The sequence below is a fragment of the Streptomyces sp. NBC_01525 genome, assembly GCF_045040405.1.
In the GTDB taxonomy this organism is placed as follows: Bacteria; Actinomycetota; Actinomycetes; order Streptomycetales; family Streptomycetaceae; genus Streptomyces; species Streptomyces benahoarensis.
The window spans coordinates 5,488,797-5,501,619 of sequence record NZ_CP109397.1 but is presented as its reverse complement, the minus strand read 5'-3'; the positions used below and the strand labels follow the sequence as shown (position 1 = coordinate 5,501,619).

The following is a 12,823-nucleotide window of genomic DNA, read 5'->3' as shown; positions in this document are numbered from 1 at the left end:
AACCCGCACGGCGGTCTCCGCCCGTCGCCGACAGCACGGCGACGGGCGGGCGGGCGTCCGGTTCGGCACCACGGCGCGACGGCCCGCCCGCACGGATCTGCGGCAGGCCGCGGTGTCCGCGGAATCCGGTTCCCCCCGGAACGCCCCTCCTGCACCCGCCCCCCGGCGGGCATCACTGCGGGCGCCCGTCCCCACGGGCGCCCGTCCCCCTACGGGCTCCGCCCCCCGGCGGCAGCCCCTTCCCCCTCGATGACGGCACCCCCCGGCACCGGCACCGGACAGCGGCGCCCCCCGACGCCGCTGCCCCGTCGGGGCCAAGCCCCTCAGGTTCGTACCGCGGACGCGCCCGGCGCCCGCGGTGGTGTCACCGGCGGCGTCGCTGCGCCGCCAGCGCCGGAGCCGGCATCCGCCGCGGCCGGGACGCGGCGATCACCGACACCACATCCTTGAACGAGCTGCACATCCGGGTACCGGCGACGGCCGCCAACTCCCCGAACGTCCCGGCGCCATAGGTAACGGCGACCGCCTCCATCCGCGCGGTCACCGCCATCCGCATGTCGCCGACGGTGTCCCCGACGTACGCGCTCTCCCAGGCGGCGACGCCGAGCCGCCCGGCGGCCCGCAGAACCATCTCCGGGTGCGGCTTGCCGCGGCGGACCATGTCCTGGCCGATGACCGGGCCGACCAGTTCGCGGATGCCCATGACGTCCAGCAGCGCCTCGGCGCCCCGGGTGGACTTGGACGTCGCGACGGCCAGCTCCACGCCGTGGGCGCGCAGCGCGGAGAGCCCGGCCGTTACACCCGGGAACAGCAACTGCGGCCCCAGGCACATGACATCGACGGCGAACTGCTCGCGGTAGCGGTTGATCGCGGCGAGCACCTGGGCGTCGTCCTCGGGCTTGCCCAGCAGCCGCCCGAACGCCTGGCCCGGAGGCTTGCCGACGGCGGCCGCGGCCTGCCGCGGGGTCACCGTACGACCCTGCTCCGCCGCCACCTTGACGAGGAGTTTGGCGATCGCCGGGCGCGTATTGGCGAGGGTGCCATCCAGATCGAAGACAGCAGCCTTGATCGTCTCGCTTCCGGCGCCCCGTACGCCTCTCACAGGACGTTCGCCGACTACCGCTGATACGCGCATGGCTGGAGACCTTTCCGGATTCCGATGGGTGCACTGGCTGGGGAGCGTGGCCGTCCGGCTGGTCCCGGTGGCCCGCGGTCGACGACGGGCGACGGCTGGAAAGAGTTCTCCGTGACGCACCGCTGTCCCGACGCGATGCGCTACCGCCGTGGCGGTCATCACGGAAGAAGAGGATCCCGTTTACCGCCTTCGCAGATTTAAAAACCGTCTGCGCTGTTTGTCAATGCACTCCCGTCCCAGATGCGAATCTCCTGCTCAATCCTGGGCCTCACACGGGAATCGTGGGCTGTTCAACCATTTTTCGGCGGTCGGACGAGCGATCGGTATGCGACACCACGCCCCCATACCGGCCATTCCGGAACCCCATACAGAACCGCATGGTTGGTTTTCTCAGTAGACTGTCCTGCCAGCTCGCAGCCGTACTAGAGACGGGACGGACACCGTGCCCACGCAGCATCGCGCCATCCAGAGCCGCCAGGCGCTCATCCGCTCGGCCGCCGAGACCTTCCTGGAGAAAGGGGTGCCCGCGGCCGGGATGGTCGAGATCAGCCGGCGGGCCCGGCTGAGCAAGGGCGCGCTCTACTTCCACTTCACGTCCAAGGACGATCTGACCCTCGCGGTGCGCGATACGGCACTGGACACCCTCCAGCGGATCGAGGAGGGGCTGATCCGCTCGCCCCAGCCGATCGGCATCGCCGTACAGGACTTCGCCGCGGAGCTGTTCGCGCGGGTGGAGGGCGATCCGGTGCTGCGCGCGGGGCTGCGCCTGCGCCCCGAGACCGCGCCGGGGCTGGAGATCACCTCCCTGGAGCGGCGCTGGTACGCGCTCTTCCTCGACAAGGCGATGACCGGCGGGGCCAGTGGCGCTTCGCGATCGGAAACCGAACCGCGCCGCACCGCGCAGCTGTTGACGTCGGTGGTGGTGGGCCTGCTGCACCTCGGCTACGAGGACCCCGCCTGGTGGGCGGAGGCGGCGCTGGCCGACGTCTGGACGCTGCTTCCGGCCGCCCCCGTCGCCATCCCGGCCCCCGCCGGAAGCTGAACCGCACGGCACCACGTACACCGGGCGGCGAGGCCCTGGGAGCGGAGCGCGACGGGGCCGGGCAGCGCGTCCCGGCCGAGGCGTCGCACCCGGTCGGCGCCGGCGGCGGCGCATTCCCGCCAACCACCGGGGCGTTGGACAAATTCACCGTGCGTCAACCGGCCGGACACCTCGGCGGCCACCGCACCGACGGCCGCGCTCCCCCATCGCCTCACCGGGACGGAACGACGCCACCGACAGCCGGACGCCGGGCATCCGGGTCCGCAGCGCCGCGGCGACGGCCATCATCCGCGTACGGAACGGGACTTGCCCAGGCACCGGGGTGGGCACCGACGCCTCGGCGGGGGACGCGCTCCTCGCCGGACGGGCCGACGAGGTGTGCGGCGCGCCGGATCCCGCGGTGGACCGCGGGACGGGCAGCGGAATCTTCATGGGGCGACGACCGCGCTCCGTGATGCGGTGACGGTCCCTGATTCGCGGACCGTACCGCTTGATTGGTTCCTTATGATGCGGGACGAGACCCCGGCCACGTGCGACGGGCGCACTCGGGCACAACAACTCCACGAGAGCATACGGAGGGCGATCGGTGGTCAAGCAGGAACGCGCAGTGCGCACACGGCGTGCGGTCCTTGAGGCGGCGGCGCAGGTGATGGGCGTGCGCGGATACGAGGCCGCAACGATGGCGGAGATCATCCAGCAGGCCGGTGTCACCAAGGGGGCGCTGTACTTCCACTTCTCCTCCAAGCACGCGCTGGCCCGTGCGGTGATCATGGAGCAGACCCAGCCCTTCGAGCAGAAGGTCACCGCCTCCCGGCTCCAGGACGCGATCGACTTCACGCATCAGGTGGCGGTGGCGCTGCGGGACGACCCGCTGCTCCAGGCCGGTACCCGTATCGCGCTGGAGACGACGTTCAGCGAGGAGCCGCTGGTGCCGTACCACGCGTGGATCGACATCATCACGAAGATGTTCTCCGACGCCCAGGACAACGGCGAGCTGTTGCCCGGCGTCTCACCCGAGGGGGCGGCGGAGTTCTTCGTCGCGTCGTACTTCGGCGTGCAGCTGTTCTCGATGGCGGCGAGCAACCGCACCGATCTGCCGGAGCGAGTCACCGTGCTGTGGAAGCACACCCTGCCGGGGCTCGCGACGGCGGGCGCGCTGAGCCACCTGGAGCCGCGCGGCAGCGAGGAGCGGGCCGCGGTCTGAGCCCGGCGCCACAAGCCGGCGGACCGGCCCGTGGGGCACCGGGCGAATCCGGAGGGCCCCGGCCCCTACGGGGTCAGCTCAGGGGCGCGGGCTCCGAGCGGTGCGCCTCCTCGGAGGACTGCGCGCCCTCGTCCGGCATCGGCTCCTGGGCGGTCCGCAGGCGGGAGTGGCGGCGGCCGTAGAGCGCGTAGACGACCGCGCCGACGACGAGGAATCCGGCGAACTCCAGCCAGGTCGCGCGGCCCGTCCCGTAGATCAGGTAGAGGCTGAACGCGATGCCCAGGAGCGGGCTGACCGGGAAGAGCGGGACACGGAAGCGGCGGGCGAGACCGGGGCGGGTGCGGCGCAGCACCATGACGCTGACGTTCACCACCGCCATGATCGCCAGGGTGCCGATGGTCGTCAGGTTCATCACCACGTCCAGCGGGACGACGGCTGCGGGGACGGCGAAGACGACCGCGACGATCCAGGTGTTGGCGACGGGCGTGGCGGTCCGGGGCGAGATCCGGGCGAAGACCCTCGGGATCAAGCCATCACGCGACATCGACATCAGGATGCGGGTCTGGCCGTACATGACCGCCAGGACGACGGAGGCGATGGCGACGACCGCGCCGAAGGCGATCACCCCGCCGCCGACGGCGGAGTGCGTGACGTGGTTGACGATCAGCGAGAGCGCGGCGGGCTTGTCGGCGACGTCCCCGGCGGAGAGCGCACCGATGGCGCTGAGGGCGACCAGGCAGTAGAGCACGGTGACCACGCCGATGCAGATCATGATCGCGAGCGGGATGTTCCGGCGCGGGTTCTTGACCTCCTCACCGGCGGTGGTGATCGCGTCGAAGCCGATGTACGAGAAGAACGCGACGGAGGCGCCCGAGGTGATCCCGGCGACGCCCTCGGGCGCGAACGGCGTGAGGTTGCCGTCGCGGAAGGCGGAGAGGGCGATGGCGCAGAACAGCAGCAGCACCGCGATCTTCAGGACGGCCATGGCGGCGGTGGCGCGGGCGCTCTCGCGGATGCCCCGCACCAGGAGCGTCGCGGCGAGCAGCAGCACGACGACCGCCGGGACGTTGACGATGCCGCCGTCGCCGGGCGGGCTGGCCAGCTCGGCGGGCAGCTGCCAGCCGGTGAGGCTGCCGAGCAGTTCGTTGAGGTACTGGCCCCAGCCGACCGCGACCGCCGACACCGAGACGCCGTACTCCAGCAGCAGACACCAGCCGACGAGGAACGCGGTCCGCTCGCCGAGGGTGGCGTACGCGTAGGAGTACGAGCTGCCGGACACCGGGATCGCGCCGCCCAGCTCGGCGAAGGAGAAGGCGGTGAAGATGCAGGTCAGCGCGGCGAGAATGAAGGAGATGAGGACGGCGGGGCCGGCGTGGGCGACGGTGTCGGAGAGGCCGACGAAGATGCCGGTGCCGACGATGGCGCCGATGCCGAAGCAGACGACCTGGAAGAGCCCCATGCTGCGGGCGAGGCCGTTGCCGTCGAGGTCCGTGCCCGATTCGGCGAGGAGCGCGTCGGGGGATTTGATGCGCAGCCCGGGGCGGGCGGCGAGCGGTGCGCGCCGCGCCTGGGGCGAACGGCGGGCTGCGGACGGACGCATGGGGTGGTTCTCATCTCTGGTGGTGCGGGGCGCGCTGCCGGTGCGGGTGGCGTCCGGCGTGCGGAAACGGGGCGTGGGCCGGTGGGCCCGGACCCCGTGAGCGGTCGATGGTAACCGCTATGACTGCATGATCGCCCATTTGTACGCATGAGTATGCGGTGCGGGGTGTGCCGGGCACACCCCGCGGCCGTCTGCCGTCAGCGGCCGAGGATGGCGACGAGGACCGCCTTGATGGTGTGCATGCGGTTCTCCGCCTCCTCGAAGACGACGGAGTGCGGGGACTCGAAGACCTCGTCGGTGACCTCCAGCGAGGTCAGCCCGTGGCGGGCGTGGATCTCCCGGCCGATCGCCGTGCCCAGGTCGTGGAAGGCGGGCAGGCAGTGCAGGAACTTCACGTCCGGCCTGCCGGTGGCCCGCAGTACGTCCATGGTCACGGCGTACGGGGCGAGCAGCGCGATCCGCTCGTCCCAGACCTCCTTTGGCTCCCCCATGGAGACCCAGACGTCGGTGGTCACGAAGTCGGCGCCGCGCACGCCCTCGGCGACGTCCTCGGTAAGCGTGATGCGGGCGCCGCTGGCCGCGGCGAGCGCGTGCGCCTGCGCCACGACCTTGTCGGACGGCCAGAGCAGGCGCGGCGCCACGATCCGGATGTCCATGCCGAGCAGCGCTCCGGTGACGAGGTAGGAGTTGCCCATGTTGTAGCGGGCGTCGCCGAGGTAGGCGAAAGCGGTATCGGTCAGCGGGCGGCCGCCGCCGTGCTCGACGACGGTGAGGATGTCGGCGAGCATCTGGGTGGGGTGCCAGTCGTCCGTGAGCCCGTTGAACACCGGGACACCGGCGTACGCGGCCAGCTCCTCGACGTCCGCCTGCGCGCTGCCCCGGAACTCGATGCCGTCGAACATCCGGCCGAGAACGCGCGCGGTGTCACGGACGGACTCCTTGTGCCCCAGCTGCGACGCGGACGGGTCGAGGTAGGTGGTCGAGGCGCCCTGGTCGGCGGCGGCGACCTCGAAGGCGCAGCGGGTGCGGGTCGAGGTCTTCTCGAAGATGAGGGCGATGTTGCGGCCGCGCAGCCGCTGGGTCTCGGTCCCGGCGCGTTTGGCGGCCTTCAGCTCGGCCGCCAGGTCGACCAGTCCGCGGAATTCCTCGGCGGTGAAGTCCAGCTCCTTGAGGAAGTGGCGGCCGGTGAGATCTATCGCCATGGTGACTCCTGGTTCACGGCATCGGGGCACGAGCAGATGTTTTCGGACAGGACCCTGGAAGTGTATACGAGGCGCCGCATCACTATTCAGGACTGGGTGCTCGGACCCTCGCGCGGCGCCCCCTGATGGCTCGCCCGGGATGCCGCGGGGTGGGCCCGGAGGGGGGCGGGATGCGGGCGCGGCCGGCACCAGCCTGGGCCGGGGCCGGGCGAGGCCGGGCCGGGGCCGGGTGCCGCCCGTCGCGGTCCGGCGCCATCCGTCCGCCCCGCCTCAGCCCACGTCCGGTATGGCGTCGCGCTCCACCGGGCAGCTCATACAGCGCGGCCCGCCCCGGCCTCGGCCCAGTTCACTGCCCGGGATGGTGATGACCTCGATGCCGCGCTTGCGCAGGAAGGTGTTGGTCGTGACGTTTCTCTCGTAGGCGACCACCACGCCCGGCTCCACCGCGAGGACGTTGCAGCCGTCGTCCCACTGCTCCCGCTCGGCGGCGTGCACGTCCTGGGTGGCGGTGAGCACCCGGATGTCGCTCAGCCCGAGCGCCGCCGCCATCGCGCGGTGCATGTGCTCCGGGGGATGGTCGGTGACCTTGAGGTCGTTCTCGCCGCCGCCCGGCTCGATGGTGTACGAGCGGAGCATGCCGAGCCCCGCGTACTGGGTGAAGGTATCGCCGTCGATCATGGTCATGACCGTGTCGAGGTGCATGAAGGCGCGGCTCTTGGGCATGTCCAGCGCCACGATGGTGCGGGCCGATCCGGCGGCGAACAGCCCCCTGGCCAGCATCTCCACGGCCTGCGGTGTGGTCCGCTCGCTCATCCCGATCAGCACCGCGCCGTTGCCGAGCACCAGCACGTCGCCGCCCTCGATGGTGGACGGGTAGTCCACCTGCCCCTCCGACCAGACGTGGAACTCCTCGTCGCGGAAGAGCGGATGGTGGGCATAGATCGCCTCGTAGTGCACCGTCTCGCGCTGCCGGGCCGGCCAGCGCATGGCGTTGACCGACACCCCGTCGTAGACCCAGGCGGAGGTATCGCGGGTGAAGAGGTGGTTGGGCAGCGGGCCGAGCAGGAAGTCGTCCAGCTCCATGACGTGGAAGCGGACCGACGTCGGCTCGGGGTACCGCTCCAGGAACTCCCGCTTCGTCATGCCGCCGACCAGCGCCTCGGCCAGATCCGGCACCGGCAGCGCGTCGAAGGCGGCCCGCAGATGATCGGTGGCGAGCGGACCGTACTCCTTCTCGTCGAAGACGCGGTCCAGGACCAGCTCGCGCGCGACGGGCAGGGCGAGCGTCTCGGCCAGCAGATCGCCGAAGAGATGCACCGCCACGCCACGGTCGCGCAGCACATCGGCGAATCCGTCGTGCTCCGCCCGCGCCCGGCGTACCCACAGCACGTCATCGAAGAGCAGCGCGTCCTTGTTGGTCGGCGTCAGCCGCTTCAGCTCCAGATCGGGACGGTGCAGGATGACGCGGCGCAGCCGCCCGGCCTCGGAATCGACTTGGAATCCCATCTCTCCATCTTGGCCGCTTCCGCCCCACGGTGAACGCTGCCCGCGGGATTCGGGGGAGAAGTGGGGGTTCGGCTGCGGGGTACCTCGGGGTGTTCCCTGGTCTGGGGTCGGGGTCGGGGTCGGGGTCGGTGTTCGGCTGGGGCGTGTGCCGGACCCGCCTCCGGGCCCGTGCCAGGGCTGTCCCGCGTCCCGCCCGGTTCTGCGCTACGCGACTCCGCCCGGTGCGGCCCCGCCCGGTGCGGGCTTCCTCGGGACGTGGCAGAGCGGCGGGGTGGGGCGGTGTCGGCAAGGCCGGAGACGCCCAGCCGGGCACGCCAGGGCGCGGAAGATCGCGGGGTGGGGCGGCGCGCCGAGCCAGGCGGGCGGGCGTTCCGCGCGGGGGCGCACCAGCGGCTCCGCACGCCGGGTCCGCGCGCTCCGCTCCGCTCTTCGCGCCGCGCACCGCGTGAGCACCGGGCGGCGCCCTGCCCGTACGCCCCGCACCACCACCCGGCGCGGGCCCCGGGCTCCGGCGTCCCCGCCCGCCCGGTCGGCGCGCCGGTGTGGCGCCGCGGGGGACCGGGATCTTTCCACTGGCGACGCCGCGAACGCCGCTCGGACACCACCGGGACAGGGCCCCTGCACCGGCTCGCGCGACGGCCGCACGCGGTCGGTTAGATGCGTTCCCGGGGCGCGGATGGCCGCCCAGCCCGTATCGCTCACGGGCTGACAGCAGGCTCACCCGTGGCCGATTCCAGCCGTCTCAACCTTCCCTCCCACGCCCCTCCCGTACGGGATCCGGGACGTCCCCTACGGGCTCCGCCGCGCCGCCCGGCGGGATTCCGGTACGGCGGTCGATCCCTCCGGCACACCGCCGCCGCACATCGAGCCGTCGTCAACATGGCGCCGAACGGGCCGCAGGCACTGCGCCACAACAGGCGCCAAGTTGACGGCAATTACGGCAAAGCGCCATATCAATGGCCCCAACAAAACGCCCGTCGGCCCCGCTGCCGATCCGCCTCGCTCCGCTACCCTGGCGAACGGTGACGCCCGCGCCTCGATACCGGGCCCGTCACTCAACAGCCGGCCGGCCCCGACACCTGAAGGCCCTGAAGGCACAGCCCTCTGAGGCACGGCGCCCGGAAGCCCCGAACAGCACGAGGGCCGTCGGTCCGGCGGTCACCCGCCCGGCCCGACGGCCCTCGACGCAGTGCGGGTTCGCCGGGCCCCGCGTCGTGGCCCGGTCCGGCGGTCCCGCGGTTCAGCCGAGCTGCGACTGCACCTGGGCGGAGATCAGCTCCAGGTGGTCCAGGTCGTCCAGATCCAGGATCTGGAGGTAGACGCGGGAGGCGCCGATCTCGGCGTACCGCCCGATCTTGTCGACGACCTCGGCGGGCGAACCGGCCAGGCCGTTGGCCTTCAACTCGTCCGCCTCGCGCCCGATGGCCGCCGCACGGCGCGCCACCTCGGCGTCATCCTTGCCGACGCAGGCGACGAGGGCGTTGGAGTACACCAGGTCGTCCCCCTTGCGCCCGGCCACCTCCGCCGCCGCCCGCACCCGGCCGAACTGGCGCTCACTGTCCTGGAGCGAGGCGAACGGGATGTTGAACTCGTCGGCGTACTGCGCGGCGAGCCGCGGCGTACGCGTCGCCCCGTGGCCACCGATCAGCACCGGGACCTTCCGCTGGGCGGGCTTGGGCAGCGCGGGCGACTTCGTCAGCTGGTAGTGCGTGCCGTCATAGGAGAACTCCTCGCCCGGCGCGGTGCCCCACAGGCCGGTGACGATCGCGAGTTGCTCCTCCAGCCTGGCGAACTTCTCCTTGGGGAAGGGGATGCCGTACGCCGTGTGCTCCTCCTCGAACCAGCCCGCGCCCAGGCCCAGTTCGACGCGGCCGCCGGACATCTGGTCGACCTGGGCGACCTGGATCGCCAGCACACCGGGCAGGCGGAAGGTACCGGCGGTCATCAGGGTGCCGAGGCGGATACGCCGCGTCTCACGGGCGAGACCGGCCAGGGTGATCCAGGCGTCTGTCGGACCGGGCAGACCGTCGGAGTTGCCCATCGCGAGGTAGTGGTCGGAGCGGAAGAAGGCGTCGAAGCCGAGGTCTTCGGTGGCCTTGGCGACGGTGAGAAGGGTGTCGTAGGAAGCCCCCTGCTGAGGCTCCGTGAAAATACGCAGATCCATGTCTCCATCCTGCACGCTCAGCCCCCGCGGAACCGTCGCCGCGGACCGCGTGCCCCGGATCGAAGCGTCCGGCGAACGGAAGGAGCCATCGGCGAGGCGAGGTGTGAGTTCTCTCAGGGCGCGAGTCGTGCCGGGGAGCGCGAGTCCGGCGCCGACGGGAGCGGGTCGATGGGCCGGACCGACGGAAGGCCGAGACGAACGGCCGGTGGCATCGGCCGGCGGAAGGCCAGGAGGAACGGCCGACCCGCAGCCCCGCGCCTCAGGCGAGATCGCGGTCGCGTACCTCCAGCTTTTCGAGTATTCCGGCGATGCGGTCACGCGATTCGTCCGCGGAGTCCATCACCTCGACGCAGGTCCAGTACATCCCCTCCTCGTCCGCCGTGCACACGATGCCCACCAGCACCTCGCAGACCTCCCGCAGCAGTCCGCGCAGGCCGGTCAACGCGGCCCTGACGTCCTTCACTTCGGTGAGCTGGGCCGCCCGCAGGCCGCCCGCTCTCGCCACCGGGCAGAGCAGTCCCCCGCTGAACCGCCCGCCCGCATCGCCCAACCCCCTTGCCCGGGACCGCACTTCGTACGGACCGAATATCGCGAGATGGCTCCCGACCGCCTCGGCCAGGGCTTGCGCCTGCCATGCCTCGACGACCACTTCCTGCACCGTGCTCGCCTCTGCCAGACCGCGCCGACTGGCCGCGATGATCCGCACCGCGTCCATGCGCGTTCCTCCCTTCGTCGTCATCTGCCTCACCCCACACTCTTCCACTACCCAGAGTGAGGGTGAACACCCAAAAACGCCAGGGGAATTCGCAAATCTATGGACAACCAAGGCGATGCGGAGAGATCCATGACTCCGGAGAGTGACTTATGGCGTGCCCGAGTCTCTTCGTTCACTTCTGTCATGGCCTTCCCTCCACCACCTGACGCACCGCCGGATCGCGGTCGTCCCTTCGGCCCCGGGCGTCACGGCGTTCCGTTCCGCCGCGGCAGGCAGCGCGTTGCTCACGGGAGACTCCGGCTCAGAGGCGACGGAACGCCCGGAAGTGCCCCGCGCACACGCCCGAACCGGCCACGCCCGGCAACGGTGACGGCTGGCCCCGCCCGGGACCGGCCGTCACCACTCCTCTCGTGGCGGGGGAGCGCCGCCCGGCCCTCCCCGCATTCCTGCCCCGCCGGTGGTCGGTACCGGGGAACGGCAGGGAGCCGCCGGGCGAAGCTCAGGAGGCGGAATCCGCCCCGCCGGACCCCTCCCCCGTGCGATCGCGGTCCGGCCGGGCGTCGCGCACGGCGGGGAAGCGGGACTCGTTGCGTTCGATCTTCGCCGCCAGGGCCGTCAGGGCGTCGATCCCCAGGGCCTCGCAGAACTGCAGCAGATAGGCGAGGACATCCGCGACCTCGTCCTCCACCCGGCGCGCGGAGGCCGGTTCGGACATCACCGCGGCCGACTGCTCAGGGGTCAGCCACTGGAAGATCTCGACCAGTTCGGACGCCTCGACGCTGAGCGCCGCCGCCAGGTTCTTGGGGTTGTGGTACTGCTGCCAGTCCCGTGCGGCGGCGAATGCGGCCAGTCGCCGCTGGAGGGTGTGGAGATCTTCACTCATGTCCCCAGGTGTAGCACCCGCACCCCGGGCAGTCCGTCGGCGACCGCCGGATCCCGCACCGTCCCCAGGAGCCGCACCCGGCCGCGGTCCGCCATCCGTACGGCCAGCGCCATCAGTTCGGCCGCCTGCCGGGCGTCCATGCAGCGGTCCGCGCCGTCCGCGACGACCGTCAGCTGCTGAAGGGCCTCCGGGATCTCCGCCACCGGGTCCATCGCCAGCACCCCGGGCCCGGTGAGCAGCACCACGGCGAGCCCCAGATAGCGCAACTCGCCGTCGCCGAGCCGGTCCAGGGGCATCACCCCCAGGCGCCCCCGGTCGAGTACGGCCTGGATGCCCGTCGGTCCGGCCGGTTCACCGCGGGGCGCCATCGGGCCCGGCGCCGCCTCGGCACCGCTCCGCCCGTCGGCCACTGTCCGCCGGTCCGGCTGCCGGGGCACGGTGCGCAGCCCCTCGACCGGTCCCGTAGAGGCGGCCCGTACCGCCGCCACCAGACCGGTGTGGCGCCGCGTGCACTCCTCGGCCATCCGCTCCAGGACCACCGACAGGTTGTCGCAGGAGGACCGCAGCCGCCCCTCGTCCGCCCCGTCGCCCAGGGCGGGGTGGCCCTCCGCCCGCGTCGCCGTACCCGGCCGGACGGCGACGCGTCGCCCTCGGGATGTACGGCCGTCCGCCGCGCCCCCGGGGCCGTCGGTTTCCCCGGCGCGCCCCGGGGCGGGCCGTTCACCGCGGATCGCCTCCGGCCACGGATCGCACCGGAAGACCGACCTGAGCGCCACCACGACCTGCTCCGCGGCGGCCAGCACCAAGCGCTGACCGGCCGTCTTGCCCGCGACGCGGAGCGGCAGCAGCGAGGTACCGAGGCGGTCGTCGGGCAGTGGCGCGCGGGTGACGGGCGCCGCGCCCGCCGTGTGCCAGGCGGCCTGCACGGCGCGGCGGGCCGGATCCGTCAGGGCGGTGGTGAGGAGGGTTTCGCCGCCGCCGGTCAGCCGCTCCCCGGCGATCCGCAGGTCGGGTTCGGTCTGGACGGCCAGATCGAGGTGGACCGGCCCGGCCGGACCGTCGACGGTGCAGCCGATGCGGAACCCCCGGCGGCCCTGCTCGTCGGGGCGCGCGTCGGCCGGTACGCACGCCGGGGCGCCGCCGGGTACGGACGCCAGCGCGTCCGCGAGCCGCTCCCCGGCACCGAGCCGGGCGAGGATGCCGTACGCCTGGAGGGCCCCGGTCTTGCCGCTGCCGCTCGGGCCGGTGAGCAGGGTGACGGGGCTCAGCGGGAGGCTGACGCCCCGGTGGTTGCGGAAGGCGGAGAGCCGTAACTCGGTGAGCGCGGGACGCGCGCTGTCGCTATGCATAGCTCGAAGCTATGCAGGGTCCC

Annotated in this window: 11 protein-coding genes; 2 read left to right on the top strand and 9 right to left on the bottom strand. The window is 72.3% G+C overall.

Annotated features, from left to right (window positions below; translation table 11 throughout):
• Positions 1–364: 364 nt before the first annotated feature.
• Positions 365–1,102 carry an HAD family hydrolase gene (locus OG422_RS24505; protein WP_405745616.1) on the bottom strand — a complete coding sequence of 246 codons (738 nt, stop codon included), beginning with the start codon at positions 1,100–1,102 and terminating at the stop codon, positions 365–367.
• A gap of 475 nt (positions 1,103–1,577) precedes the next feature.
• Between OG422_RS24505 and OG422_RS24500 the strand changes: the two genes are divergently transcribed.
• Positions 1,578–2,177 carry a TetR family transcriptional regulator gene (locus tag OG422_RS24500; protein WP_405745614.1) on the top strand — a complete coding sequence of 200 codons (600 nt, stop codon included), beginning with the start codon at positions 1,578–1,580 and terminating at the stop codon, positions 2,175–2,177.
• A 144-nt stretch (positions 2,178–2,321) separates the two neighbouring features.
• On the opposite strand, the gene OG422_RS24495 is transcribed toward OG422_RS24500, so the two are convergent.
• The gene (locus OG422_RS24495) at positions 2,322–2,609 is read right to left on the bottom strand and encodes a hypothetical protein (RefSeq protein WP_405745611.1); all 288 of its coding nucleotides are present in this window, start codon (positions 2,607–2,609) and stop codon (positions 2,322–2,324) included.
• Between the two features lie 175 nt (positions 2,610–2,784).
• Here OG422_RS24495 and OG422_RS24490 point away from each other — a divergent pair, with 175 nt between their 5' ends.
• Positions 2,785–3,381, top strand: coding sequence for a ScbR family autoregulator-binding transcription factor (locus OG422_RS24490; protein ID WP_251076834.1), 597 nt, complete (start codon positions 2,785–2,787; stop codon positions 3,379–3,381).
• 73 nt (positions 3,382–3,454) lie between these two features.
• Here OG422_RS24490 and OG422_RS24485 read toward each other — a convergent pair whose 3' ends face one another.
• The 7 genes from OG422_RS24485 to OG422_RS24455 all read right to left on the bottom strand — a co-directional run bounded on the left by OG422_RS24485 (position 3,455) and on the right by OG422_RS24455 (position 12,800).
• Positions 3,455–4,981 carry an amino acid permease gene (locus OG422_RS24485; protein WP_405745608.1) on the bottom strand — a complete coding sequence of 509 codons (1,527 nt, stop codon included), beginning with the start codon at positions 4,979–4,981 and terminating at the stop codon, positions 3,455–3,457.
• Between the two features lie 197 nt (positions 4,982–5,178).
• The gene (gene argF / locus OG422_RS24480; RefSeq protein ID WP_405745605.1) at positions 5,179–6,183 is read right to left on the bottom strand and encodes an ornithine carbamoyltransferase; all 1,005 of its coding nucleotides are present in this window, start codon (positions 6,181–6,183) and stop codon (positions 5,179–5,181) included.
• Positions 6,184–6,453: 270 nt separating this feature from the next.
• Positions 6,454–7,689, bottom strand: coding sequence for an arginine deiminase (locus OG422_RS24475; protein ID WP_405745602.1), 1,236 nt, complete (start codon positions 7,687–7,689; stop codon positions 6,454–6,456).
• 1,240 nt (positions 7,690–8,929) lie between these two features.
• Positions 8,930–9,853, bottom strand: coding sequence for an LLM class F420-dependent oxidoreductase (locus OG422_RS24470; RefSeq protein WP_143942625.1), 924 nt, complete (start codon positions 9,851–9,853; stop codon positions 8,930–8,932).
• 259 nt (positions 9,854–10,112) lie between these two features.
• Positions 10,113–10,568: a DUF6099 family protein gene (locus tag OG422_RS24465; protein ID WP_143942634.1), complete on the bottom strand. Its 456-nt coding sequence runs from the start codon at positions 10,566–10,568 to the stop codon at positions 10,113–10,115.
• A 499-nt stretch (positions 10,569–11,067) separates the two neighbouring features.
• Complete coding sequence (locus OG422_RS24460) at positions 11,068–11,451, bottom strand: nucleotide pyrophosphohydrolase (RefSeq protein WP_143942626.1); 384 nt, start codon at positions 11,449–11,451, stop codon at positions 11,068–11,070.
• Positions 11,448–12,800, bottom strand: a complete 1,353-nt coding sequence (locus OG422_RS24455) for a biotin transporter BioY (protein ID WP_405745598.1) — start codon at positions 12,798–12,800, stop codon at positions 11,448–11,450. The genes OG422_RS24460 and OG422_RS24455 overlap by 4 nt, the downstream gene beginning before the upstream one ends.
• Between the last annotated feature and the right edge of the window lie 23 nt (positions 12,801–12,823).